21 protein-coding genes are annotated in these 25,892 nt (G+C 71.2%); 8 read left to right on the top strand and 13 right to left on the bottom strand.

The annotated features are described in order from the left end of the window. Positions 1 to 240: 240 nt before the first annotated feature. The 3 genes from rny to recA form a co-directional block, all read right to left on the bottom strand. Positions 241 to 1,863: a ribonuclease Y gene (rny, locus tag BXA11_RS22950; protein WP_030506472.1), complete on the bottom strand. Its 1,623-nt coding sequence runs from the start codon at positions 1,861 to 1,863 to the stop codon at positions 241 to 243. Positions 1,864 to 2,143: 280 nt separating this feature from the next. After that, on the bottom strand, positions 2,144 to 3,178 hold the full coding sequence (recX, locus tag BXA11_RS44740; protein WP_083744507.1) for a recombination regulator RecX: 1,035 nt from the start codon (positions 3,176 to 3,178) through the stop codon (positions 2,144 to 2,146). A gap of 8 nt (positions 3,179 to 3,186) precedes the next feature. Continuing rightward, entirely contained in the window at positions 3,187 to 4,287 is a 1,101-nt protein-coding gene (recA, locus tag BXA11_RS22940) for a recombinase RecA (RefSeq protein WP_030506474.1), read from the bottom strand. Between the two features lie 328 nt (positions 4,288 to 4,615). On the opposite strand from recA, the gene BXA11_RS22935 reads away from it, so the two are divergent. Continuing rightward, positions 4,616 to 4,891: a hypothetical protein gene (locus BXA11_RS22935; RefSeq protein WP_076437707.1), complete on the top strand. Its 276-nt coding sequence runs from the start codon at positions 4,616 to 4,618 to the stop codon at positions 4,889 to 4,891. A 22-nt stretch (positions 4,892 to 4,913) separates the two neighbouring features. On the opposite strand, the gene BXA11_RS22930 is transcribed toward BXA11_RS22935, so the two are convergent. From BXA11_RS22930 to BXA11_RS22905, 6 genes are all read right to left on the bottom strand, one after another. After that, the gene (locus BXA11_RS22930) at positions 4,914 to 5,999 is read right to left on the bottom strand and encodes an ABC transporter permease (RefSeq protein WP_076437705.1); all 1,086 of its coding nucleotides are present in this window, start codon (positions 5,997 to 5,999) and stop codon (positions 4,914 to 4,916) included. Beyond that, positions 5,996 to 6,874 (bottom strand): ABC transporter ATP-binding protein, encoded by an 879-nt coding sequence (locus tag BXA11_RS22925; RefSeq protein WP_030506477.1) that lies wholly within the window; start codon positions 6,872 to 6,874, stop codon positions 5,996 to 5,998. The genes BXA11_RS22930 and BXA11_RS22925 overlap by 4 nt, the downstream gene beginning before the upstream one ends. Next, positions 6,867 to 7,175, bottom strand: a complete 309-nt coding sequence (locus BXA11_RS22920) for a winged helix-turn-helix domain-containing protein (protein WP_030506478.1) — start codon at positions 7,173 to 7,175, stop codon at positions 6,867 to 6,869. The genes BXA11_RS22925 and BXA11_RS22920 overlap by 8 nt, the downstream gene beginning before the upstream one ends. Continuing rightward, positions 7,172 to 7,603, bottom strand: a complete 432-nt coding sequence (locus BXA11_RS22915; RefSeq protein WP_030506479.1) for a hypothetical protein — start codon at positions 7,601 to 7,603, stop codon at positions 7,172 to 7,174. Before BXA11_RS22915 ends, BXA11_RS22920 begins: the two co-directional genes overlap by 4 nt. Before the next feature lie 209 nt (positions 7,604 to 7,812). Further along, positions 7,813 to 8,007 (bottom strand): DUF3046 domain-containing protein, encoded by a 195-nt coding sequence (locus BXA11_RS22910; protein WP_030506480.1) that lies wholly within the window; start codon positions 8,005 to 8,007, stop codon positions 7,813 to 7,815. An 81-nt stretch (positions 8,008 to 8,088) separates the two neighbouring features. After that, entirely contained in the window at positions 8,089 to 8,577 is a 489-nt protein-coding gene (locus BXA11_RS22905) for a VOC family protein (protein WP_030506481.1), read from the bottom strand. A gap of 194 nt (positions 8,578 to 8,771) precedes the next feature. Here BXA11_RS22905 and BXA11_RS22900 point away from each other — a divergent pair, with 194 nt between their 5' ends. Next, on the top strand, positions 8,772 to 13,817 hold the full coding sequence (locus tag BXA11_RS22900) for an Lhr family helicase (protein WP_076437703.1): 5,046 nt from the start codon (positions 8,772 to 8,774) through the stop codon (positions 13,815 to 13,817). Here BXA11_RS22900 and BXA11_RS22895 read toward each other — a convergent pair. Next, on the bottom strand, positions 13,746 to 15,071 hold the full coding sequence (locus tag BXA11_RS22895; protein ID WP_076437701.1) for an MFS transporter: 1,326 nt from the start codon (positions 15,069 to 15,071) through the stop codon (positions 13,746 to 13,748). The two genes, BXA11_RS22900 and BXA11_RS22895, sit on opposite strands and share 72 nt — an antisense overlap. A gap of 85 nt (positions 15,072 to 15,156) precedes the next feature. Between BXA11_RS22895 and BXA11_RS22890 the strand changes: the two genes are divergently transcribed. Continuing rightward, on the top strand, positions 15,157 to 16,203 hold the full coding sequence (locus BXA11_RS22890; RefSeq protein ID WP_083744505.1) for a helix-turn-helix domain-containing protein: 1,047 nt from the start codon (positions 15,157 to 15,159) through the stop codon (positions 16,201 to 16,203). Positions 16,204 to 16,207: 4 nt separating this feature from the next. On the opposite strand, the gene BXA11_RS22885 is transcribed toward BXA11_RS22890, so the two are convergent. Further along, positions 16,208 to 16,891: a M15 family metallopeptidase gene (locus tag BXA11_RS22885; RefSeq protein ID WP_076437697.1), complete on the bottom strand. Its 684-nt coding sequence runs from the start codon at positions 16,889 to 16,891 to the stop codon at positions 16,208 to 16,210. A 16-nt stretch (positions 16,892 to 16,907) separates the two neighbouring features. Next, positions 16,908 to 18,083 carry an ROK family transcriptional regulator gene (locus BXA11_RS22880; RefSeq protein ID WP_076437695.1) on the bottom strand — a complete coding sequence of 392 codons (1,176 nt, stop codon included), beginning with the start codon at positions 18,081 to 18,083 and terminating at the stop codon, positions 16,908 to 16,910. A 215-nt stretch (positions 18,084 to 18,298) separates the two neighbouring features. Between BXA11_RS22880 and BXA11_RS22875 the strand changes: the two genes are divergently transcribed. The 4 genes from BXA11_RS22875 to BXA11_RS22860 all read left to right on the top strand — a co-directional run bounded on the left by BXA11_RS22875 (position 18,299) and on the right by BXA11_RS22860 (position 23,147). Then, complete coding sequence (locus BXA11_RS22875) at positions 18,299 to 19,630, top strand: sugar ABC transporter substrate-binding protein (protein ID WP_030506487.1); 1,332 nt, start codon at positions 18,299 to 18,301, stop codon at positions 19,628 to 19,630. 3 nt (positions 19,631 to 19,633) lie between these two features. Next, a complete protein-coding gene (locus tag BXA11_RS22870; RefSeq protein ID WP_076437693.1) occupies positions 19,634 to 20,650 on the top strand; it encodes a carbohydrate ABC transporter permease in 1,017 nt (338 codons plus the stop codon). Then, positions 20,647 to 21,498 (top strand): carbohydrate ABC transporter permease, encoded by an 852-nt coding sequence (locus BXA11_RS22865; RefSeq protein ID WP_030506489.1) that lies wholly within the window; start codon positions 20,647 to 20,649, stop codon positions 21,496 to 21,498. The genes BXA11_RS22870 and BXA11_RS22865 overlap by 4 nt, the downstream gene beginning before the upstream one ends. 122 nt (positions 21,499 to 21,620) lie before the next feature. Beyond that, positions 21,621 to 23,147, top strand: a complete 1,527-nt coding sequence (locus tag BXA11_RS22860; protein ID WP_076437691.1) for a glycoside hydrolase family 3 protein — start codon at positions 21,621 to 21,623, stop codon at positions 23,145 to 23,147. Between the two features lie 156 nt (positions 23,148 to 23,303). Here BXA11_RS22860 and BXA11_RS22855 read toward each other — a convergent pair whose 3' ends face one another. Then, complete coding sequence (locus BXA11_RS22855) at positions 23,304 to 24,593, bottom strand: OmpL47-type beta-barrel domain-containing protein (RefSeq protein ID WP_076437686.1); 1,290 nt, start codon at positions 24,591 to 24,593, stop codon at positions 23,304 to 23,306. A gap of 797 nt (positions 24,594 to 25,390) precedes the next feature. On the opposite strand from BXA11_RS22855, the gene BXA11_RS22850 reads away from it, so the two are divergent. Further along, a partial coding sequence (locus BXA11_RS22850) for a multicopper oxidase domain-containing protein (protein WP_208865572.1) occupies positions 25,391 to 25,892 on the top strand: 502 nt, incomplete at its 3' end.

Here is a 25,892-nt window from a genome sequence, read left to right as displayed (position 1 = left end):
CGTGCGGGCCGAGGCTATGCGGGGTGACGCTTACCGGGCGGGTTGCACCGGGCGGCTTACCGGATGGGGCTTCACCAGCGACGCTTACCGCACGGGGTCTCACCAGCGAGGCCTGCCGGGTGGCTTTGGCCGAGCGAGGCTTACCGAGCGATGGGCTTCACGAGCGGCGCCTACCGGATGGGGCTTCACCAGCGACGCTTGCCGGTTGGCTTTGGCCGGGCGAGGCTTGCCGGATGAGGCTTACCGGGCGAACTCCGTGGCGCGGGACTCGCGGACCACAGTGATCCGGATCTGGCCGGGGTAGGTCAGCTCCTCCTCGACCTGCTTGGCGACGTCCCTGGCGATGACCTGGGCCTGGATGTCGTCCACGTTCTCGGGCCGGACCATCACCCGGATCTCCCGGCCCGCCTGCATGGCGAAGACCTTGTCCACGCCGTCGTACGACTGGGCGATCTCCTCCAGGCGCTCCAGCCGCTTGACGTACGCCTCCAGAGACTCGCGCCGGGCGCCGGGGCGGCTGCCGCTGATCGCGTCCGCGGCCTGGGTGAGCACCGCCTCGACGGTCTTGACCTCCACCTCGTTGTGGTGCGCCTCGATGGCGTGGACGACGTCCTCGTGCTCGCCGTACCGCCGGGCGATCTCCGCGCCGATCATCGCGTGGCTGCCCTCGACCTCGTGGGTGAGCGCCTTGCCGATGTCGTGCAGAAGCGCGCACCGCTTGACGAGGTCACGGTCGAGCCGCAGCTCGGAGGCCATTATTCCGGCGATGTGCGCCGACTCGATCAGGTGCTTGAGCACGTTCTGGCCGTAGGAGGTGCGATAGCGGAGCTGGCCAAGCAGCGTGACCAGCTCGGGGTGCATCTCGGTGATGCCCAGCTCGACCAGGGCGTCCTCTCCCGCCCGCACGCACAGGTCCCGCACCTCGGCCTTGCTGCGCTCGTACGCCTCCTCGATGCGCTGGGGATGGATCCGGCCGTCGAGGACCAGCTTCTCCAGCGTCAGCCTGGCCGTCTCCCGCCGGACGGGGTCGAAACACGACAGCAGCACCGCCTCCGGTGTGTCGTCGATGATCAGGTTGACCCCGGTGGTGGACTCGAAGGCCCTGATGTTGCGGCCCTCCCGGCCGATGATGCGGCCCTTCATCTCGTCGCCGGGCAGATGGAGGACGCTCACCACCGACTCGGCCGTCTGCTCGGTGGCGACGCGCTGCACGGCCAGCGTCACGATCTTGCAGGCGCGCTTCTCGCCCTCCTTCCGGGCCTCGCCCTCGATCTCCCGGACGATCAGCGCGGCCTCGCGCTTGGCCTGGTTCTCGATCTCCTTGACCAGCTCCGACTTGGCCTGCTCGGCCGTCAGGCCGGCGACCCGCTCCAGGATCTCCTGCCGCCGCTCGGCCACCCGCTCCAGCTCCTCGCGGCGGTCGGCCAGCTCGGTCTCGGTCTCGGCCAGCTTGCGGGCCCGCTCAGTCTGCCTGCGTGCCTCCTCGTCGAGCCGCTGCTCGCGCTCGGCCAGCCGGTTCTCGCGGCGTTCGAGGTCGGAGCGCAACTCCTTGAGCTCCGTCTTGAGGATCCGCGACTCCTCCTCGACCTCCTTGCGCATCAGCGCTGCGCTCTCGGCGAATGTCTCCGACTTCTTGAGGATCTCCCCCGCGTCACGCTCCGCCTTCGTGCGGATCTCCTCGGCCTCACGTCTGGCCCGTTCGAGTTCCTCGTTGACCTCGGCCTTCACCTCTGCGAGCTGCTCGGGCGAGGGGCCGGACGGTGCAACGACGCCGGTACGGCGCATGACTATGACGAGGGCGGCGATCATCACGAGAGCCAGCAGCACTACCGCAACCGCAAGAACGATCACGATCGTGTCCATGCGCGCTCACCCCTCACGACAACTTTTGGCAGGGGTCACACGCGCAGCACGGCAGCGCCCGGTGGCGTCACCAGGACAAATATCGTCGCAATGCCCGGACGCCCCGAGGGGCGGCCGATATGGCCCGAAGGCCGGTCAATGTCTCTCGTCCGTCGTGGTACACCGTTATGGCAATCCGCGCTGCGCGGAGTAACTCCTCACTGCGGTCGAGATTAAGCGTCAGAGAGGTAACGAGCAAGCAAAGATGCCCTGTCAAGTGACTTTTGCGTGGTGCTATAGCTCACTCGAAGGTGTCCGGAAGCCCATCTGACGGGCTGCCTTCGGCCTCGATCGCCTCTCGGACCACGCGGAAGGCAAGCCCCGGCGAATAGCCCTTGCGGGCCAGCATGCCGACCAGTCTCCGCATGCGCGCCTGCGGCTCCACCCCGCGGGTGGCGGCCAGCTTCCGATCCACGAGCCTGCGAGCGGTCTCGGCCTCCTCGTCCGGATCGAGCCGCCCGACGGCGTCCTTGACCGTCTCCTCGGCAACGCCGCGCTGCCGCAGTTCCTGGGCGAGCGCGCGGCGGGCCAGCCCGCGACCCGTGTGCCGTGAGCTCACCCACGCGGCGGCGAACGCCTCGTCGTCGATGAGCCCGACCTCGGAGAACCGCTCAAGCACGGCGTTCGCCGCCTCCTCGGGCACCTCCCGCTTGCGCAGGGCGTCCGCGAGCTGGGCCCGGGTCTTGGGCGCCATCGTCAGCAGTCGCAGGCAGATGGCTCTGGCCACCGCCTCGGGGTCGGCCGGCGGCCCCTCGCTCGCCGCGGTGCCCTCCTCCGGCCCGTCGGGAAGCCACCCGCCGGACCTCTTGCGCTTCCCCCGGCGTCTCGGCGAGCCCGGTTCTCCCGAGCCTGCCCAGTCCCCCAGCCCGCCCGGTTCCCCCGCACCTGCCCGATCTCCCGGACCTGCCCGTTCTCCCGAGCCTGCCCGATCTCCCGGCGCGCCCGGTTCCCCCGAGCCTGCCCAATCTCCCAGCGCCGCGGGTTCCCCCAGGCGTGCCCGGTCTCCGCGCCTGCTGCCACGTCCCTGGCGTCGGCGGCCGGCGCGGCCGACCTGCTGACCCGCCTCCGCCCGCGCTGTCTCCTCGCGGCCGATGTCCGCATGCCCGGTCTCCGCACGCCGGAGTTCCGCACGCCGGATCTCCTCGCGCAGGGCGGCGATCGTCGCGGAGGCGTCCTCAGCCGGCCTGTGCGGCTCCTCGGCCGGCCCCCAGGGTCCCGAGTTCCAGTCCCCCGGCCCGATCCCGCCGTCCGGGCCGAGGGGCTCCTCGCGCCTCATGCCTGCGCTCAGACGTCACCCGGCTTGGGCGCACTGGCCGCCTTGCTGCCCCGGCCGGACGTCGGGGCGGGCGGCGCCGCCGGAGCGGCGGGGGGCTCGCTCGGGGAGTCGAGCCGCGGCCCGACACCGAGCTTCTCCTTGATCTTCTTCTCGATCTCGTTGGCGATGTCGGGGTTGTTCTTGAGGAAGTTGCGGGCGTTCTCCTTGCCCTGCCCGAGCTGGTCGCCCTCGTACGTGTACCAGGCGCCGGCCTTGCGCACGAACCCGTGCTCGACGCCCATGTCGATCAGCCCGCCCTCACGGGAGATGCCGATGCCGTACAGGATGTCGAAGTCGGCCTGGCGGAAGGGCGGGGCCATCTTGTTCTTGACGACCTTCACCCGGGTCCGGTTGCCGACCGGCTCGGTGCCGTCCTTGAGTGTCTCGATCCTGCGCGCGTCCAGCCGCACCGACGCGTAGAACTTCAGCGCCTTGCCACCCGTGGTGGTCTCGGGGCTTCCGAACATGACGCCGATCTTCTCGCGGAGCTGGTTGATGAAGATGGCGGTGGTCCGGGTCTGGTTCAGCGCACCGGCGATCTTGCGCAGGGCCTGCGACATGAGGCGGGCCTGGAGACCGACGTGGCTGTCGCCCATCTCGCCCTCGATCTCGGCCTTCGGCACGAGGGCCGCCACGGAGTCGATCACGATGATGTCGACGGCGCCGGAACGGATCAGCATGTCCGCGATCTCCAGCGCCTGCTCACCGGTGTCCGGCTGGGAGACGAGCAACGCGTCGACGTCGACGCCCAGCTTCTTGGCGTACTCGGGGTCGAGGGCGTGCTCGGCGTCGATGAACGCGGCGATGCCGCCGCCCTTCTGGGCGTTGGCCACGGCGTGCAGGGCGACCGTGGTCTTACCGGAGGACTCGGGGCCGTACACCTCGACGATCCGGCCGCGGGGATAGCCGCCGATGCCGAGGGCGACGTCGAGAGCGATCGAACCGGTGGGGATGACCTCGATCGGGGCACGCGCGTCGTCTCCGAGGCGCATGACGCTGCCCTTGCCGAACTGCCGCTCGATCTGCGCGAGGGCGGTCTCAAGGGCCTTCTCGCGGTCGTTGATTGCCATTGGGTGCCCCCTGAAGGGTGTCGTCTGCTCGGTCACCGAAAAGCTACGGGGTGCCACCGACATTTTCCGGAGCTTCCCGCACACCGCCCCGAGAGGTGGGCCGGGAGCCTGTCGCGCCCCGGCGACCTGACGGCGCGCACCCCGGCGGCGACCAGTCCAATATAGCCGAACGACTGTTCGATCACATGCCGGAACGCCACCGAGCCCGGGAACGAACGGCGTCCCAACCGTGCCGTTACATTCCCGGGCGTTACTCTGCCGTGGTTGTCAGCGCTCTGACCTGGGACGATCCTTGTAGCAAAGCTGGATCTCCCCGCTGGAGGGCCACGTGACGGGCACCGGCGACTACAGCCGACAGCGTCTGGCCCGCCTTGGGGCGCTCGCCGCGCGACTCCCCGGGCTCGGTCTCTCCGCGCGACTGCTCGGCACGGACGATCCGGTCCTGTCCGTCTGGCACCCGGGCACCGGCAGGCAGACGATCGTCTTCGCGACGCCCACCAAGGAAGGATGGATGTTCCTGTGGGCTCCGGGCGGCCAGGAGAGCGCCGACGACCCCGGCCGCGCGGCCGAGCTGATCGGTCAGACCCTCTCCCGGCCCCCCTGATCCTCCGCGCCTGCGTCCGCCGTCAGCGGACGACCTCGCCCAGTTTGACCCGGGCGCCGGTGCGGAGCACCGCCCGCCGGTAGACGCGGGCCGCGCCCAGCAGGACGGCGACCACGGCCACGACCATGAGCACTCCGGCGACGAGGATCTCCACCAGCGGCACGTCGACGGCCGCCGTACGCACGGGCATGACCATCGACGAGAACGGCGGCACGAACGACAGCACGCGCGCGACCGTGCCCGCCGGCTCGACGGCGGCGAAGTAGGCCGTCAGGTAGGTGAACATCATGAGCATGGTCATCGGCGTCAGGACGGTGTTGAGCTCTTCCTGCCGCGACACCAGCGAGCCGAAGGCGGCGGCGAGCGCCGAGAAGAAGGCGTAGCCCAGCACGAACCAGACGACCGCGCTGACCACGATTCCCCCCATCCCCGGCGGGAAGTCGGCGGTGAAGCCGGTCGCGGACGACGCCGCCAGACCGGCGACGATGACCACGACGAGGTTGACCAGCCCCAGCGCGCCCAGCCCGACGATCTTTCCGCCCAGGAGCTGCCAGGGACGCACCGAGGTGAGCAGGATCTCCACGATGCGACTGCCCTTCTCCTCCACCACGCCCATCGCGACGAACATCGAGGAGTAGATGAGCAGGAAGAACAGCACCATCACGATCAAGGTGGCGATGCCGGTGCGCACGCCCTGGTAGCGGGCGTCCGCGCCGACCGACTCCACCGTCAGCGGCGTGATCGTGAGACCGGCCGCCGAGATCTGCGCGTCGCGGTGGACGCTCTCCAGGATCAGACCCAGCCGCTGGTCGAGCTCGCCGTCCGCGAGGACCTTGTCCCCGTTGATCAGGGCCGCGTCGACGTCCCCGTCGACCACGGCCTTCCGCGCGGCCGCCTCGTCCGGCAGCCGGGAGTAGGCGAGCTGGGCGGCGGGCGGGGGCGCCTGTCCCACCACGCCGACGTCGTAGGTGTCGTCGCCGCCCAGGACCCTGGGCAGGAACGCGAGCGCGGCCACCAGGATCGCGCTGACCGCGAGACTGATCAGGTATGACTTCGTCCTGATGCGCGTGCGGATCTCCCGCTGGGCCACCAGCCACAGGCCGTTCATGCCACCGCCTCCCTGAAGATCTCGGCCAGCGTCGGCTGCCTGCGGCCGAAGTGCTCCACCTTGCCCGCCCCGATCGCCGTACGCAGGATGTCCTGGTCGTCGCCCTCCTCGCACAGCAGGACGTCGCGGTCGCCCTCGCGGGTGAGCGCGCCGGGCAGGCGGTCGGCCCAGCCGGGCGCGGCGTCCCTGACCACGACCCGCAGCACCCCGCGGCCCTCCCGCTCGCGCAGGTCGCCGACCGGCCCGTACGCCACCATCCGGCCCGCCGAGATGATGCCGACCGAGTCGCAGAGCTGTTCGACCAGGTCGAGCTGGTGGCTGGAGAAGATCACCGGCACACCCGCGGCGGCGCGGTCCTTGAGCACCTCCGCGAGCGCGTCGACCGCCAGCGGGTCGAGGCCCGAGAACGGCTCGTCGAGGATCAGGACCGCCGGCTCGTGGACGAGCGCGACCGCGAGCTGCACCCGCTGCTGGTTGCCGAGCGACAGCGCCTCCACGGCGTCGTCGCGCCGCTCGGCAAGGCCCAGCCGTTCGATCAGGGCGGCGGTGGCCGAGCGCGCGGCGGCCGGGGCGAGCCCGTGGAGCCTGCCGAAGTATTCGATCTGCTCGGCGACCTTCATCTTCTGGTAGAGGCCGCGCTCCTCCGGCATGTAGCCGAACGTGCGGCGGTCGTCGTACGTCAGGGGGCGCCCGTCGAGGCGCACCTCGCCGGAGTCGGCGTCGAGCACGCCCATGACGATCCGCATCGTCGTCGTCTTGCCCGCGCCGTTGGCCCCGACGAACCCGAACATCTCGCCGGGCCGTACGGCGAAGCCCACCCCGTCGAGGGCGGTCTTGTCTCCATAGCGTTTGCGCAGGCCGTCGATCTCAAGCACGGGGGGTTGCCTCCACAATTCGTCGCAGAACGTCCATGTAGGTCTCGAAGGCCGCACGCCCCTGATCGGTCAGCGAGAGCCAGGTGCGCGCCCGCTTGCCGACGAAGGCCTTGTCCACCCGGATGTAGCCGGCCTCTTCGAGCGTGAGGATGTGCTTGCTGAGCAGCGAGTCGCTGACCTCGATGGTGTCGCGGAGGAAGCGGAAGTCGGCCTTGTCCGCCGCCGCCAGGGCCGCCATGATCGACAGCCGCACCGGCGCGTGGATGATCTCGTCGAGCTCGTGGCGCGGATGGGCCGTCATCGATTCCTCATCAGGCGGAGTCCGCCGTACACCAGGGGCAGCCCGGCGAGCACCGACAGAGCGACGAGCACCGCCGTCCAGCCCGCCGTGGGCCGGTCGGGACGCAGCCAGACGCCCACGACGAACGGCACCATCATCGTCACCACGTACGCGGCCGAGACCGGCCCGTTTATTCGCTTCAGCAGCCGGTTGTGCACCCGCAGCCGGGCCCAGTACACGCACAGTGCGACTGTCAGGACGATCCACCCGGCCCCGGCGAGCAACGGCAAGGGATAGCCGCCGAGGAACATCGCCGGCCAGTAGACCATCGTGGCCAGTCCCACGAACAGGTACGCCCGTCCGGGCCCGCGCGAGGAACTCCCGACCCGCTGCCCCACGCGCCCGATCTCCTGGAGAGCCTCATCGGGAGTGAAGTGATCTCCGGTCATACGCTTCCTCCGTGTTCATCTGCTCAACACGCTAGCAAGCACTCAACTGTCATTCAAGTAGTTGCCATGGACGACGGAGGACATGGGTCATGGAGGGATCCGCGCGCGACGGGATCACACGGCCGCGGTCACGGAGTTGAGTGGAGTGTGCGGGGACGTCGCAGCGCGGCAGCCGCCTGTGCGGCCCGCCGCTCAGGCGGAGAGGGGGATCAGCGCAGCCTGGGATCCACTTCGACCTCCTGGCAGACGGCCTGCCAGACCTGCTTGGCCGCTACGCCCTCCGCGAGGGCCTGCTCGACCGTGCGACCGCCGAGCCCGGAGATCACGTAGTCCTTCGCCCACGACTCCGCGTACGCCTCCCCGAAGTGGCGGCGCATCCTGTTCCAGAAGTCTGTGAGGCGCATGCGTTCAGTATGACGCCGCGGCCCGGATGTCCCGTCCGGGCCGCGGCGCCGCGATCACTTCCCGCGCCTGCGGGCGACGGCTCACATGACGCGGGTGCCGTACATCTCGCCGAGCGGATCGGCGAGCAGTTCGAGGCGGGCGCCGTCCGGGTCCTGGAAGTAGATCGAGCTGCCGCTCTCCACCTGGTAGGGCACACCGGCGGCGTCGAGCTTGCCGCGCAGGCGCTCCCACGTCGCCCGCTCCACGGAGATCGCGATGTGGTGGAGCCCGCCGAGGACCTCCTTGTACGGCTCCAGGTCGAGGCCGGGGAGGTCGAAGAACGCCAGCAGGTTGCCGTTGCCGATGTCGAAGAAGAAGTGGTTGGACCCGCGGTAGTCGCGGTTCTCGAAGATCTCGGTCAGCGGGAACTCGAGGAGTTCGTGATAGAAGCGGATCGTCCGCTCGACGTCGGACGAGATCAGTGCGAAATGGTGCAGGCCCCTCGCGCTGCTGGGGGCACGGCGCTCACTCAGGTAGCGCTCGCGGATCCGCGCGCGCTCCGACTCGATGGCCGCATAGTCGATTTCCATACTCACGAGGAACGCCCCGGCAGCGGCATCTCATACCAGACGGGATCAGGGGAACGAGCGTCTTCGCCGACTCACGCGTTCGTTCGTAGCGCCTCGTATCGCACCTGGCGGGCCTGGTGGTGTCCGGCGGTCTGGTCCCGCACGTGCCCGTCACCCCGCGGGACGCCGGTGCGGCGTTTTCTGTCGGTGGGGCGATGCATGATGGGCAGGTGGGTGCGCTCGACGGCTTCAGCCCGGTGACCAGGGAGTGGTTCACCGGCGCCTTCGCGACGCCGACCGCCGCGCAGGAGGGCGCGTGGTCGTCGATCGCGCGGGGCGAGAACACACTCGTGGTCGCTCCCACCGGGTCGGGCAAGACGCTCGCGGCCTTCCTCTGGGCCGTCGATCGCCTCGCCGTCGAGCACACGACGGGCCCGGCCTCACCGGGAGCCGAGGTGGGGCGGCCCGGCGGCCGCCGCGGCGCGCGACGCGGCCGGAACGATGAGGCGAAGCCGCCCCGGCCCTGCCGGGTCGTGTACGTCTCCCCTCTGAAGGCTCTCGCGGTGGACGTCGAGCGAAACCTGCGAGCCCCGATCACGGGCATCCGGCAGACCGCGCTGCGGATGGGCCTGCCCGCCCCCGACATCTCGGTGGCGATCCGCTCAGGAGACACCGCTGCCGAGGACCGGCGCCGTTTCGCCGCCCGGCCCTCCGACATCCTGATCACGACGCCCGAGTCCCTGTTCCTGATCCTCACCTCGCAGGCGCGCGAGGCGCTGCGCGGCGTCGAGACCGTGATCGTGGACGAGGTCCACGCCGTCGCGGGGACCAAGCGCGGGGCGCACCTCGCGCTGACCCTGGAGCGGCTTGACGCCCTGCTGCCCGCTCCGGCCCAGCGCATCGGGCTGTCGGCGACCGTACGGCCGGTCGAGGAGGTGGCGACGTTCCTCGGCGGGTCCCGCCCGGCCACGGTGGTGCAGCCGCCCTCCGAGAAGGTCATCGAGGTCGACGTCGTGGTGCCGGTGGAGGACATGACCGAGCTGGCGCCGCCTCCGCCCGGCGTCGACGGCGAGTCGCCGGAGCACCGCAGGAGCATCTGGCCGCATGTCGAGGAGCACCTTCTCGATCTGATCGAGGCCCATCGGTCCACGATCGTCTTCGCCAACTCGCGGCGCCTGTCGGAGCGCCTGTGCACCCGGCTCAACGAGCTCGCCTGGGAACGCCGGACCGCGCCCGCCCCGGAAGAGTGCCCGAGCCCGGGTCCGGGAGATCCGGCCCACTGGTCGGATGCCTTCGAGGAGTTGCACGCGCGATGGTCCGACCTGCGCGAAGACCCTGACGCTCGCCCCGCGGACACCGGGCGCGGGGACACTGGGCGCGGGGACACCGGGCGGGCCGTGCCGTCGGAGCTGATGGCCCAGGCGGGGGCCTCGGGCGGCGCGATTCCCGAGGTGGTGCGCGCGCATCACGGCTCCGTCTCGAAGGAGGAGCGGTCCCAGATCGAGGAGGCGCTGAAGTCGGGCCGTCTGCCCGCGGTGGTCGCCACCTCCAGCCTGGAGCTGGGCATCGACATGGGGTCGGTCGACCTGGTGGCCTGTGTCGAGGCGCCGCCCAGTGTGGCGAGCGGCCTGCAGCGCATCGGCCGCGCCGGGCACCAGGTCGGGGCGGTGTCCCGCGGCGTGATCTTCCCCAAGTATCGGGGCGACCTGGTCCAGACGGCCGTCGTGGCCGAGCGCATGCGCACGGGGCAGATCGAGGAGATCCGCTATCCGCGCAACCCTCTCGACGTGCTGGCCCAGCAGATCGTCGCGATGACCGCGCTCGACGAGTGGACGGTCGACTCGGTGGAGACGCTGGTGCGCCGGGCCGCGCCGTACGCCACGCTGCCGCGCAGCGCGCTGGAGGCGACGCTCGACATGCTCGCCGGGCGCTACCCCAGCGAGGAGTTCGCCGAGCTGCGGCCGCGCATCGTCTGGGACAGGGTGACGGGCACCCTCCAGGGCCGTCCCGGGGCTCAGCGCCTGGCGGTCACGAACGGGGGCACCATCCCCGACCGCGGGCTGTTCGGCGTGTTCCTGGTGGGCGACAAGGCGTCGCGCGTGGGCGAGCTGGACGAGGAGATGGTCTACGAGTCCCGCGTCGGCGACGTGTTCGTGCTGGGCGCGACCTCGTGGCGGATCGAGGACATCACCGCCGACCGGGTGCTGGTCTCCCCCGCTCCCGGGCAACCGGGCAAGCTGCCGTTCTGGCACGGAGACGCGCCGGGCCGGCCCGCCGAGCTCGGCCGGGCGATCGGCGCGTTCCTCCGCGAGCTGGCGGCGGCCGGGGCGGGCGGCCGGGGCGACCCGACGTCGGCGCGCGAGCGGATCCGCGCGGCGGGGCTCGACGACTACGCCGTCGGCAACCTGCTCGCCTACCTGGCCGAGCAGCGGGAGGCGACGGGATACGTGCCCGACGACCGCACGCTCCTGGTCGAGCGGTTCCGCGACGAGCTGGGCGACTGGCGTGTGGTGATCCACTCCCCCTTCGGCGCGCGGGTCCACGCCCCCTGGGCACTCGCCGTCGGGCGGCGGCTGCGCGAGCGGTACGGCGTCGACGTCCAGGCCGTCCACTCCGACGACGGCATCGTGCTGCGCGTGCCCGACACCTTCGAGGACGCGCCGACCGACGTCGCGGTGTTCGACGCCGAGGAGATCGAGGAGGTCGTGATCGAGGAGCTGGGGGGTTCGGCCCTGTTCGCCTCCCGGTTCCGGGAATGCGCCGGACGCGCCCTCCTGCTGCCCCGCCGCTCGCCCGGCAGGCGCAGCCCCCTGTGGCAGCAGCGCCAGCGCGCGGCCCACCTACTCGGCGTCGCGAGCAAGTACGCCGGGTTCCCGGTGGTGCTGGAGACGATGCGCGAGTGCCTGCAGGACGTCTTCGACGTGCCGGGCCTGGTGGAGCTCATGCGGGACGTGGCCGCCCGCCGGGTGCGGGTGGTCGAGGTGGAGACCTCCCAGGCGTCCCCGTTCGCGGCGTCGCTGCTGTTCAACTACATCGGCGCGTTCATGTACGAGGGTGACGCGCCGCTGGCCGAGCGGCGGGCGCAGGCGCTCGCCCTCGACACCGCGCTCCTCGCCGAGCTCATGGGACAGGCCGACCTGCGGGAGCTGCTCGACCCGGATGTCGTCGCCGAGACCGAGCGCGAGCTGGCGCGGCTGGACAGGCCGCTGCGCGACGCCGAGGACCTCGCCGACCTGCTGCGCTCACACGGCCCGCTGCTCGCCCAGGACGTCTCGATCCGCGAGGGAGACCCCGGCTGGCTCGCCGACCTGGAACGGGCGCGCCGGGCCATCCGGGTGCGCGTGGCGGGCCACGAGCAATGGGCCGCGGTGGAGGACGCCTGGCGCCTGCGCGACGCGCTCGGGGCGCCCTTGCCGGTGGGCGTTCCGCACGAGTTCCTCGAAGCGCCCCTCGCCGGCGGGGCGGGCCGGGCCGCCGCCCCCGATCCGCTCGGCGACCTGGTCGCGCGCCACGCCCGCACCCGTGGGCCGTTCGCCTCCGGCACGGCCGCCGCGCGCTTCGGCGTGGGCGTCGCGGTGGTGGACGAGGCGCTGCGCCGCCTCGCGGCGGCGGGCAGGGTGGTCGCGGGCGAGTTCCGCCCCGGGGGCCGGGGCGAGGAGTGGTGCGACGCCGGGGTGCTGCGGTTGCTGCGGCGGCGGTCGCTGGCGCGGCTCCGCAAAGAGGTCGAACCGGTCCCTCCGGAGACGCTGGCGGCGTTCCTGCCCGCCTGGCACGGCATCGTCCCGCAGAGCGGCGCGCCGACCGGCACCGGGCAGGGCGGGACGGGGCAGGGCGGGACCGGCGGCCGGACCGGGCTCGCGGAACCCGGCGCCCAGAACGGCCAGGGCCACGGCTCAGCGCGGGCCATGGACGCGCTGATCACCGCGATCGAACGGTTGCAGGGGGCGGCCGTTCCCGCCTCCGCGCTGGAGTCGCTGGTGCTCCCCGCGCGAGTGCCCGGATACTCCCCCGCCCTGCTCGACGAACTGACCTCGTCGGGGGAGGTCGTCTGGGTGGGTCAGGGGTCCCTGCCCGGCGGCGACGGGTGGGTCGGTCTCTACTTCGCCGACACCGCGCCCCTGCTGCTCCCCGAGCCGTCGGAGATCACCATGACTCCGCTGCACGAGCAGATCCTGGAGATCCTGAACGGGGGCGGCGCGCTGTTCTTCCGTGAGTTGTCCAACCGGATCGCGACGGCCACGCTCGGCGACGGGGCGCCACCCCTGCCCGGCCCCGACGCCGCCTCGGCCCGCCGGGCCAGAATCCTCGGCCGCACCGGCACCCCGGGGCCGGGCACCGGCGGGCCGGACAGGGCGGCGGGTGTCGCGCCCGCGAGCGCGGCGCCTGACGACACGACGCTCGCGGCGGCCCTGTGGGACCTCGTCTGGGCCGGACGGATCACCGGCGACACGCTCGCCCCGCTTCGCTCGACGCTGGGCACCGGGCGGCCCGCCCACCGGCCGCCGGCGACCAGACGCCGCCGCGCGGTGCTGCCGACGAGAAGCGGCCCGCCGACCGTGAGCGGCCGATGGTGGCTGCTGCCCGCGCCGTCGGCCGACGCCACCCAGCGTGCCCACGCGCAGGCCGAAGTCCTGCTGGAGCGGCACGGCGTGCTGACGCGGGGCGGCATCGCGCCCGAGCGCCTGCCCGGTGGCTTCTCCGCGGTCTACCAGGTGCTGCGCGCGTTCGAGGAGAGCGGGCGGTGCCGCCGGGGCTACTTCGTCGAAGGTCTGGGCGGCGCCCAGTTCGCCCTGCCGGGCGCGGTTGACCGCATGCGCGCCATGTCCTCCACACGGTCCTCCACGCGCCCCGCCCCGGCCGAGGACCTGTGGTCGATCCCCGCCCCGCCGCCGCCCCGCCGTGCGGTCGTGCTCGCTGCGACCGACCCGGCCAACCCGTACGGCGCGGCCCTGCCCTGGCCGGACCGCGCCGACGACGTGACCCACAAGCCGGGCCGCAAGGCCGGCGCGCTGGTGGTGCTGGTGGAGGGCGCGCTGATCCTCTACGTGGAACGCGGCGGGAAGACCCTGCTCTCCTTCGGGCCCGAGGAGGACCTGCGGCAGGCTGTGCAGGCCCTGGCCGTCGCCGTGAAGCGGGGGGCCCTGGGCAAGCTGACGGTCGAGCGGGCGGACGGCGCCGCCATCGCCGACTCACCTCTGGCGGAGGCCCTGGAAGCCGCCGGGTTCCACCCCACTCCCCGTGGCCTGCGAATCCGCAGCTGACCCGGGCCCGGCCGGCGTGGTCACGCCCGCGGCCCGCGTCGCACGGTGCCGGGCACGCTGCCACGCCACGGCCGACAGCAGGGTCCCCACGGAGACGACGACGATGCCCGCACCGAAGATCTGGAACGTCGCCACCGCTCCCATCCGCCGCACCGCGAATCCCGCGGCGACGGCGGGCAGTGAGATCGCGGCGTAGGCGACGATGTAGAAGGCGGCCATGACCTGAGCCCGGCCGTCCGGCGGCGCGGCGGCGCCGACGGTGCGCAGTGCGCCGAACATCGCGAAACCGACGCCGACGCCGATCACCACGCTGGCCGCGACGAACGACACCGCACTGTCGGCGGACAGCGACCACGCCATCGACGCGACGCCGCCGATGAGCGCGAGCGTCCCCCAGGCGATCTGGACGGCCGGGGGCAGCGCCCGCGCGACCAGGGGCGGCACCGCCGACGCGCCCCCCAGTGCCAGGATGGCCAGACCGGCCGCGAGCGGGCTCGCGGTGTGGAGCAGAGCGGGAGCCAGCGTACCCGCGAGTCCCAGGTAGATGCCGATGATCGACCAGGCGCAGGTGATCGCGAGGCCCGCGAGGACGAACGGGGCGCGGATCTGCCGTGGCACGCCCGGTGCCGCGATCCGGACTCCGGAGCGCGACTCCCGTGGCACGGTCTCGGGGACCGCCGTCATGCCCAGGAGCAGAACGAGGATCAGCACGGCGAGCACGACGAACGGGGTGACCAGTGGTCCCGGCGCGAACTGCAGGAGCACCGCGCCGAGCAGGCCACCGGCTCCGACGCCCAGGGCGCTGGCGACGACGTTGAAGAGACTGGCAGTGGCCGGATCGCGGCCCTGGCGCAACTCCAGCAGGGCCGCGCCGGACGCGCTGATCGCGATGCCGGTGGCCAGCCCCTGGACCGCGCGGGCGGCGAACAACCAGGCCGCGCCGGACGCGTACACGAACAGGCCCATCGAGGCGAGCAGGCCGGCCAGGCCCGTCATGATGACCGGCCGGCGGCCCCAGGTGTCGGAGACCCGGCCGAAGACCAGCAGCGAGACCAGCACCCCCAGGCAGTACGTGGCGTAGATCAGGGTCACGGTGGAGGTCGGCAGATGCCATCGGACCGTGTACAGCCTGTACAGCGGAGACGGCACGGCCGACGCGGCGAGGCAGAGCCCGATGACCCCGGCCGTCAGAGCGAACGCCGGCCCCGGCGTCGGCCGTCGCGCGGACGGAGCAGTGGAAGTCGCGTTGTTCACACGTGTCAGCCTGACCGGGGCGCCGCGCGCGGACGAGTGGCAGAACTGCCGCTGTCCGTCAAAATCCTGCCGCTATGGTGAGCGCATGAGAGCCGTTCCCGGCGTCGTGGCCCTCGCCGTCACCTCGGACATGCCGATGTTCGAGCTGTCCATCGCCTGTGAGATCTTCGGAACCGACCGCAGCGAACTCGCCGATCCCTGGTACGAGCTGCGGCTGTGCGCCGCCCAACCCGGGACGACACGTACGCAGAACGGGTTCGCGCTGCACACGCCCTACGACTTCCATGCCCTCACCACCGCAGACACCGTGGTGGTCCCCGCGATCCCGGCCGACGCCGTGCTCGCGGGCGACACGGCCCGCATGAACGTCTCGGGGCTGCCAGAGGCGCTGCGGGCGGCGCACGCGAACGGCGCCCGGATCGTCTCGCTGTGCACGGGCGCCTTCGTTCTGGCCGCGGCGGGGCTCCTCGACGAGCGGCGGGCCACCACGCACTGGATGTACACCGGCATCCTCGGCGCGCGTCATCCCCGGGTGCGGGTCGACCCCGCCGTCCTCTACGTGGACGAGGGCGACGTGCTCACCAGCGCGGGACGCAGCGCGGGGATCGACCTGTGCCTGCACCTCGTCCGGACCGACCTCGGCGCCGAGGTCGCCAATCAGGTCGCCCGGCGCATGGTCACACCCGCTCATCGGCCCGGCGGGCAGGCGCAGTACATCGAGGCTCCGGTGCCCCGTTGCGGCGATGACGGGCTGGCCCCCGTCCTCCAATGGGCGCTCGAACACCTGCATCGGCAGCTCACCGTCGCGCAGATGGCCGCGTGGGCATCGGTCAGCACACGCACGCTGGTCCGGAGGTTCCACGCGGCCACCGGCACCACCCCGCTGCAATGGCTGCACGCCCAGCGTCTCGCGCGGGCCCGGCACCTCCTGGAGACGACCGATCTGCCGATCGAGCAGGTCAGCCGGTTGTGCGGCATGGGCACGGCCGGGAACCTGCGGCACCATTTCACCAGGTCGGCCGGCGTGGCCCCGATGGACTACCGCCGGGCGTTTCACGGCCGGCCCGCGCGCACCGTGTCCGCGGACTCGCTCGCCCCGCCGCGCCGCGCGGACGCGGACTGCGGGGGGTGAATCCCTACAGCTCGACGGGGCCGTAGATGGCGGCGGGGGCGCTGCGGGTCATGGCCCAGTAGCGGTCGCCGTACGACCAGTGCCACCACTCGGTCGGATAGTTGACCAGCCCGGCCGCCTCCAGGGCGGCGCCCAGCACGTCGCGGTTGCGCCGCGCCTCGGCCCCCACCGGGGCGGCGGTGTAGCACGCGCCGCCGCTCTGCTCGGGGGTGGCGTTGACCGCCGTGCCCATGTCGAGCTCCACCCCGTCGTCGTCGTAGAGCGTGAGGTCGACGGCCGCGCCCGCCGTGTGCGGGGCCACCTCGATCGGCGAGACGTACCGGCTCGCGGCGACGTGCAGCTCCGCAGCCGACATCCCGGGGAACGCCGCCCGCAGTTCGTCCTTGTACTCCTCGAAATACTTGGTCTGCAGCGCCGGCGGGCGGTAGCCCTCGACCACCACCAGGTGGCACCCGGCGGGCAGGCGCTCCTGGGCCTCCTCCAGACGGGCGAGCAGGCCCTCGCGCAGGTGGGCGTAGGCCCCGGCGGGGTCGGCGAGCCGCCCGTCCACCCGCAGCCGCCCGCGTACGTCGCTCAATTTCTCCCCGCACTCGTTCACGCCGATCGAGGTCACGCGGGGGTCGGAGATGAGCACCGGACCCTCGGCGAGGGCGGGCGCGGTTGAGCGATCACGGGGGAAGTCGGGCATGAGGATCAACCTACCGTCAGACAGTGTCCGAAAAGACCTCTTCACGCGCTCTGTCCAATGCAGCGACGATCGCCCCCATGAGAACGGGATTGCCCTCCACTTCGGTGGCCACCACCGTGGGACGGCTCGGACACACCCGGGCCACCGCCTCCTCCACGCGCTCCGCGAGGTGACCGCCGCCGGCCCTGCCCACGTCACCGCCGAGCACGACGAGTCCCGGGTCGAGGACCACGGAGACCGCCGCGACCCCGACCGCGAGCCGTCCTGCCAGATCCTCGACGAAGTCGTCGTTGCCGGTGTCGATGGCCGTACGGACCAGGTCGGCCACCTCCGCTCCCCGCGCGTCCGGGGCGGGGAGGCCGTGCGCGCGGGCCAGGTTCCACAGCGCCTCTCCTCCGACGAGGCGCTGGAAGGAGCCGGTCTGCGGCGCGGTGACCGCGCTGGGCAGGGGTTCGCCGGGGACGGGCAGCCAGCCGATCTCACCCGCGCCGCCCGTGATGCCCCGGTGCAGCCGGCCGCCGAGCATGACGCCGAGGCCCTGGCCGACGCCGGTCCACAGGATCACGAAGTCGTCGGCGCCGTGCGCCGCGCCGTACATCTGCTCGGCGAGGGCCGCCAGGTTGACGTCGTTCTCGATGATCACGCATTCGCCGAGCAGGGTGCGCAGCCCGGCCAGGATGCCGACGTGCCAGGTGGGCAGGTCGACCGAGTAGCGCACGTCGCCGGTGAGCGGATCGACCACGCCGCGCGTGCCGATCACGAAGCAGCGCAGCCGGGCGAGTTCTATCCCGGCCGTCCCGCAGGCCCGCTGCACGGCCTCGTGGACGAGGCCCACCGGGTCGCGGGCCTCGCTCGGGTCCACGGTCACCTGGGCGACGACGGTGCCGGCGATGTCGGCGACGGCGGCCGTGACACTGTCCGGCAGCACCTCCAGCCCCGCGACGTACGCGCTGGACGGGTTGACGCCGTACAGCGCGGCGTTGGGACCGCGCCCGCCTGGGCGCTCCCCCGCCGCCGTGACCAGCCCGCGCGCCTCCAGCCGGGCCAGGAGCTGGCCGGATGTGACCTTGGACAGCCCGGTAAGCTCTCCCAACTCGGCCCTGGTCAGCGGGCCTCTGGAGATGAGGAGTTCCAGTGCCGCGCGGTCGTTCATCTGCCGGAGCAGGCGAGGCGTACCCGGTCGTTGAGCCACCGGCTGGTTCCCCTCTCGTCACGATCCGCTAACGCGGTCTTTTTTATAAGAAAGTTTCTTGTTAGTTTATCGCCAGCCAGCCCGGAGGCAACCGATCAGCCTCGGGACGCCAGAGCGCCGACCGAAAGGAGAGCGCCTTCCAGCAGGTGAGCGGCCCGCCGACACCCCCCACGAGGCGCACCCCCGACGCGAAGCCGGGAAGGGAGAGACCAATCGTGAAGATCGTGAAGCTCGCGGTCGCGACTACCGCGACCGCTGCCCTGGCCCTGGGACTCGCCGCTTGCGGAAGCGACGACTCCGGAAGCACGACCGCCCCGTCGGCCTCCGCCGCCGCGAGCGGTCCGAAGTTCGCCGGCCAGACTCTTACCGTGTGGCGACTCGGTGCCCCCACCGACGTCTTCACCAAATACATGGACGACCTGAACGCCAAGTTCAAGGAGCAGACGGGCGCCGAGGCGAAGGTCCAGTGGATCCCCTGGCCGGACGCGCAGAAGAAGTGGACCACCGCGCTCGCCGGCGGCGAGGGCCCGGACGTCACCGAGTTCGGCAACGACCAGGTCGCCGCCTGGGTGGCGCAGGACGCGCTCGCCGACATCACCGACTCCGTCAAGGGCGACGCCGAGCTCCAGCAGATCCCGCAGAACCTGTGGAGCTACGAGACGATCGACGGCAAGGTCTACGCCGTGCCGTGGGGCGGCGGCACCCGCGCCGTGCTCTACCGCAAGGACTGGTTCGACAAGCTCGGCATCGAGGTCCCCAAGACCTGGGACGACCTGGTCGCCGCGGCCAAGAAGATCGTTGACAAGCAGGGCAAGGACGTCGACGGCTTCGCCTTCAACGGCGGCTCCGACGCGAACATGTCGCTGTCGCCGTTCGTCTGGTCGGCCGGCGGCGACTTCGCCAAGTTCGAGGGCGGCAAGTGGGTGGGCCAGCTCACCCAGCCGGGCTTCAAGGAGGGCTTCCAGTTCTACACGGACCTGGTCGCCAAGGACGGCGTGTCCGGCAAGGGCCGCCTGACGCAGAACTCCGTCGACATCGCCCAGCGCTTCGCCGCCGGCAAGGTCGGCATGTACGTCACCGGCGGCTGGGACATCGCGGCCATCAAGGAGCAGAGCAAGGGCAAGGTCGACGAGTCGAAGATGGGCTTCTTCTCGCTGCCCGCCAAGGACGGGTCCGGCCCGGCCCCGGCCTTCCAGGGCGGCAACGACATCGCTGTCTGGAAGGACGCCAAGAACCCCGAGCTCGCCCTCGAGTACGTCAAGCTCGCCGCGGGCAAGGAGTTCGGCGTCCGGTACGCCAAGGAGGGCGGCCTGCTCCCGCTCTACCCCGACGCGCTCGCGGAGATGGGCAGCGACCCCGCCCAGAAGCCGTTCACGGACACCTTCCAGGTCGCCAAGGGCTTCCCGGCCAGCCCCAACTGGGCGGAGGCCAACGACACCAAGGCCGTGCTGCAGAACGCGGCGCGTGAGGTGATCGAGGGCAAGAAGAACGTCGACCAGGCTCTGACGGACGCGAACTCCGAGCTTGAGACGATCCTCAACCAGTAGATCATGACCGACACGTCAACCCTCGCCCGGGGCGGAGCCGACGCCTCCGCCCCGTCGCGGCGCAGTCGCAAGCGGGAGCGCGGACCGGGGCTGTCCCCGAAGGCCGTCCCGTACGTCCTGCTCCTGCCCGGCTTACTGGTCATCGCGGTGCTGCTGCTCTACCCGCTGTACCAGATGGTCGAGATGTCCTTCCACAAGGTCGGGCTCCGGCAGATCAAGGCCGTCAACCCCGCGCCCGCCGACTTCGTCGGCTGGGACAACTACACGCAGATCCTCGGCTCGGACCTGTTCTGGTCGTCGCTGCGCAACACCGTGCTGTTCGCCGTCGTCACCGTCGCGCTGACACTCATCCTCGGCACCCTCGTCGGCCTGCTGCTCAACAAGCTCGGCCCGAAGATGTCGACCTTCGTGGTCGTCGGCATCATGGCCGCCTGGGCCACCCCGCCCACCGCTCAGGCGATCGTGTGGAAGTGGCTGTTCGACTCCGACTCGGGCATCGTCAACTGGGCGCTGAACCTCCTGCCCGACTGGCTGTCGAACCTGCTGTTCGGCCACGCCGACTGGAGCGGTTACCCCTGGTTCAACGACACGCTCACGCTCTACTTCGTGCTGATCGTGGCCGTGGTGTGGGCGTCGTTCCCGTTCATCGCGGTGTCGGTGCTCGCGGGGCTCAAGAGCATCCCCTCCGAGCTGTACGAGGCGGCGAAGATGGACGGCTCCAGCGCGGTCCACACGTTCAGGAGGATCACTTTCCCGCTGCTCAGGCCGGTGTTCTCGGTGCTGGTCGTCCTGTCGATCATCTGGGACTTCAAGGTCTTCACCCAGCTCTACCTGCTGGCCGGCGGCACGGTGAACCGCGACGCGTTCAACCTGTCGCTGTGGAGCTACGCCGAGGCGTTCAGCAGCCCGCCGAAGATGGGCCTGGGCGCCGCCATCGCGGTCGTGCTGACCGTGATCCTGCTGCTGATCACCTTCGTGTACGTGCGTCAGATCGTGAAGACGGAGGACGACATCCGATGAGCCCGCTCGCCCGCAGGAGGCTCGGACGGGCCGCGCTGAACGCGGCCGGGGTCGTGGTGTTCCTCTTCGCGGTCTTCCCCGTCTACTGGATGGTCACCACGGCCTTCAAGCCGAACGACCAGATCTTCACCACGAGCTTCATCCCGTTCCCCAGCCCGCCCTCGATGGACCACATCTCGCGGGTCTTCACGAAGGGCGTCGCCGGCCACTCCATCTGGCAGTACCTGTTCAACAGCACGCTCGTCGCGCTCAGCGCCGTCGTGCTCGGCGCGGTGTTCGCGCTGCTCGCGGCGACCGCGGTGGCCAGGTTCCGCTTCCGGTTCCGCACCTCGTTCCTGATCCTGCTGCTGATCGTGCAGATGGTGCCGGCCGAGGCGCTGCTGATCCCGCTGTTCACCATGGTCAAGCGGCTCGGCCTGTACGACCAGCTGCTCGGCCTGATCATCATCAACGTCGGCCTGACGCTGCCGTTCTCCGTCTGGATGCTGCGGACGTTCGTCGCGGCCGTCCCCAAGGAACTGGAGGAGGCCTCCTGGATCGACGGCGCGGGCCGGTTCACCACGTTCTGGCGGGTGCTGTTCCCGCTCGTCGCGCCCGGTCTCGTCGCGACCAGCATCTTCGCGTTCATCACCACCTGGAACGAGTTCGTCTACGCGCTGACCCTCATCGGCGACCAGGGCAAATACACGATGCCGGTCGCGCTGCAGTTCTTCGTCGGTCAGAGGTCGACCGACTGGGGCGGCATCATGGCCGCCTCCACCCTGATGACCATCCCGGTCCTCATCTTCTTCCTGCTGGTCCAGCGGCGGATGGTCTCCGGCCTCGTCGCGGGCGCGGTCAAGGGGTAACCCCTCCGCCACCCGGCATCCCACTCTTCTGAAGACCGCTGGTACGGCCACCGGACCCGGTGGCCGTACGGGCCCTGCCCGCGCGCCTTCACACCCACTGTCACCAAAGGAGCCGAGACACCATGTCCGCCACCCGCGACCCCCTGGCGGGGGCCGCCGACCTGTCCACGCGTACCGGCGACCCGGGCCTGCACCGGCTCGCGGCGAGCGCACTGCTGATCTCGTTCCAGGGCACGACCGCGCCGGACTGGGTCCTGCGCGGCCTGGAGGACGGTCTGGGCGGCGTCTGCCTCTTCGGGTTCAACGTCGCGGACGGCGAGCAGGTCGCGGCGCTCAGCGCCCGCCTGAACGAGGCGGGCCGCCCGGTCGTCTCGCTGGACGAGGAGGGCGGGGACGTCACCCGGCTGGCCTACCACACCGGGAGCGCCTACCCGGGCAACGCGGCGCTCGGCGCCGTGGACGACGTCGCCCTGACCGAGCGGGTCTACCAGGCGATGGCCGCCGACCTGGCGCGGTGCGGGGTGAACCTCGACATGGGCCCGGTGGCCGACGTCAACACCGCCGACGACAACCCGATCATCGGCACCCGGTCGTTCGGCTCGTCGCCGGACCTCGTGGCCCGGCACACGGTCGCCGCCGTACGCGGCCTGCAGTCGGCGGGGATCGCCGCCTGCGTCAAGCACTTCCCCGGCCACGGCGCCACCCATCAGGACTCCCACCTGGAGATCCCGCTGGTGGACGCCTCCCTCGACGTGCTCAGGGAGCGCGAACTCGTTCCGTTCCTCGCGGCGATCCGGGCCGGGGCGAAGTCGATCATGACGGCGCACGTGGCGGTGCCCGAGCTGACCGGGGACCTGCCCGCCACGCTCAGCGCGCAGGCGCTCACCCGGCTGCTGCGCCGTGAGCTGGGCTACGACGGCGTCGTGCTCACCGACGCCCTCGACATGCACGCGATCAGCAGGACCGTGGGGCTCGCGGAGGGCGCGGTGCGGGCCCTGGCCGCGGGCGCCGACCTGCTGTGCCTCGGGCCGCTGCCCACCGCGGAGGACGTACGGGGCATGGTGGACCACATCGTGGACGCCGTGGCCGAGGGCAGGCTCGCGGCCGAGCGGCTGGAAGAGGCCACCGCCCGGGTGGAGCGGCTGCGCGACTGGTTCGCCGGCGCACACCTGCCGTCAGGACACCCGTCGAGGAACGCCGCGGACGGCGAGGTCGTCGGCCTGGACGCCGCCCGGCGCGCCGTGTCGCTGACGGGCCCGGCGGGGCCGCTGGCCGATCCGTTCGTGGTCGAGATCGACACACCGCCGACGATCGCGGTGGGCGAGGTGCCCTGGGGGATCGCCCCGTGGCTGCCGGAGGCCGAGATCGTCCGGGTCAAGCCGTCGGAGGCCGACGCCGGGGGGCTGCTCGGCCGGGCCCGCGAGCGTTCGCTGATCGTGGTCGTCAAGGACGCCCACCGCCACCCGGACAGCCGCGAACTGATCTCCGAACTGCTCGCCGCGCGCCCGGACGCCGTCGTGATGGAGATGGGCCTGCCGATCTGGCGGCCCGGCGCGGGGGCCTACATCGCGACGTACGGCGCGGCCCGCGCCAACGCCCAGGCCGCGGTGGAGCTGCTGAACGGCGGTCCCTCGGCGGCGGGACTGTAAAGGCCGGGGTTGTAAAAGGCCGGGGTTGTAAAAGGCCGGGGTTGTAAAAGGCGGGGCTGTAAAAGGCAGGAGCCGACCGGCCCATCGGCCGGTCGGCTCCTGTTTCACTGCGGTGGCGTCCCCGGTGCGTACACCGTGACCGTCACGCCGGCCCGGTCAGCCGCAGCTGATCGCGCTGTAGGCGGCCTCGTAGGGCGTGGTGACCTTCTCGCCGTCGATGGACGACGTGCCGGTCACGGTGACCTCGCCCGCGCCGATCTGCGTGGCCCGCGCGTTGAAGGACTGGTACGCCTGCTTGCCCGGGGCCACGTCCGCCACGGTCTTGGTGCCGTACGGGGTGGTCAGCGCCACGGTCGCCGGCACGTCGCCGTCGTTGACGGCCGTGACCGCGACGTACACCGACGTGCCCAGGCAGCGGGACGAGGCGGTAACGGTCAGCGGCGTCTCGGCGGGCGGCGGCGCCGCGACGACCGTGAAGCCGGTCGTGGCGACGTCGGAGGTGTTGCCGGCCTTGTCGGTCGCCCGGTATCGCACAGTGTGCTCGCCGACCTGGTTCACCGGCACCGGAGCCGTGTAGGCCTGGAACTCGCCACCGTCCAGGGCGTACTCCACCGTGTCCACCCCGGACTCGGCGTCGGTCGCGGAGATGGTCACCGTGGCGGACTCCACGTAGTCGCCGTCGGTGTCCTTCGTGCCGGACACATCGGCCGACACCGTCGGCGGGGTGGTGTCCTTCGGCTGCGGGGCCACCACCGTGAACGTCACCGACTGCACCTCAGAGGTGTTGCCGGCCTTGTCGGCGGCCCGGTATCGCACAGTGTGCTCGCCGACCTGGTTCACCGGCACCGGAGCCGTGTAGGCCTGGAACTCGCCACCGTCCAGGGCGTACTCCACCGTGTCCACCCCGGACTCGGCGTCGGTGGCCGAAACGGTCACCGACGCGGAACTGACGTAGTCGCCGTCGGCGTTCTGCTCACCCGACACCGACGCCGACACCTGCGGCGGCGTCGTGTCGGTGGGTTCGGGGCTGGTGACCACGAGCTCGCCGACCATTCCCGCGTGACCGGGGATCTCGCAGTAGTAGCGGTACGTTCCGGGGGTGAGGTTCACCTGAACCTCGTGCCTGCCCCCGCTCGTATCGAAGGGGCTGGCCATGATGTTGATGTTGACGTCGTGGTTGTAGCCCGGGCTGTCGTCGTCGAACGTCAGCGTGTGCGTCATCCCGAAGGTGTTGCCGGTCGACGCGTTGGTCTCGAAGACGATCGTCACGAGGCCGGCCGTCGCCGTGGTCGGCGCGGACTTGTACGCCGTGTAGCTGTTGTCCGCGGTCCAGACAAGCGTCTGCTCCGCCGCCTGGCCCGCCTGCTGGCCCTGGTCCTGTGCCGCGGCCCCGACTCCCGACAGCCACACCGTCGGCAGTGCCACTGCCACCATCACCAGGGCCATGCGTCCGAATGTGGCAGGACTTCTGAGCGCCTTCCGCACATAGCTGAGGAAGCCCGAGAAAGAACTGATGCGCATTTACCGTGTACCTCTCATGATCTGATGCCTCGGCCGTCGGACATCGCGCTTCGGCCGACGTCACTCCGAGCCGTGCCGGGCGGGAGAGCTCGCGCACACGGGCGTCGCGGAACTCGGCCAGGCGATGCCGGCCCCGGAGCGGTGGTAGGTCGGGCGGCCATGACGGGCGGCGTTGCCACGCCCAGAGTCAGGGCGACGTCTCCCTTATGATCACGACGCGGTGCCAGGCGGGTGGCCGGGGTGTGCGAAGAGGTCTCTTCGGCCCATCGTCCGCTCCTTCGGTTGTAGGGGGGCAACAGCAACCTTCGGAAGAACTACTGATCAGCAGCAGTGGTCACCGGGCTCGCCGGTGTCGGACGTGGCGCCGACCTTGTCGATCTCCTCGTCCCTGCGCCGATCGATCGTTTCAGGTGGACGGCAGCGGTGCCGTGACGTCCTACATCCCTTCAGAGACTGGTGGCCACTTCTCAGACGCTTGGAAACGTAACAGTCCGGCCGCATTTAGTCCACAACTATGACAAAGTTAACTCGTTCGTTACCATACTTACTGAAGAAACCAGCTAAAGACCCCTACGCATCGACGGAAGTGCCCTCACACCTGTACAAAGTCCTCCGGATCGGCATGGCCGGCTCGCCGCCGGCATCACGGACCACCCCCCAGCTCGCCGCCCCCGGGCGAGCGCCGTCACCGATTGGGAACCATGACCGAGAAAAGCAGTGATGTGACGCGACGCCTGCTCTCCCGGCGCGCCTTCACCACCACCGCGGCCGCAGCCGCCGCGATCGCCCCCTTCGCCGTGGCGAGCCAGGCCACCGCAGAACCCAGCGGCACCACCACCGGCACCACCGGCAAAACCGCGGGCGAGCCCGGCGACCTGCGCCGCATCACCCTCTACGTGGACAAGCTGCCCGACGGCCAGATGGGCTACGGCCTGGAGCCCGGCAAACCCACGATCCCCGGCCCCCTGATCGAGATGATCGAGGGCGAAACCCTCGAAATCGAACTGGTCAACAACTCCAACGTGACCGCCAGCCTGCACGTACACGGAGTCGACTACGAAACGACCAGCGACGGCACCCGAATGAACGACAGCGTGGTGGAACCCGGAGGCCGCTACGTCTACACCTGGCGCACCCACACCCCCACCACCCGCCCGGACGGCACCATCGCCCCCGGCAGCGCCGGCTACTGGCACTACCACGACCACGTCGTCGGCACCGACC

The organism is Microbispora rosea, from assembly GCF_900156315.1.
Classification (GTDB): Bacteria; Actinomycetota; Actinomycetes; order Streptosporangiales; family Streptosporangiaceae; genus Microbispora; species Microbispora rosea.
Note: the sequence above shows the minus strand (reverse complement) of the source record. Positions and strands in the feature narration are given on the sequence as shown.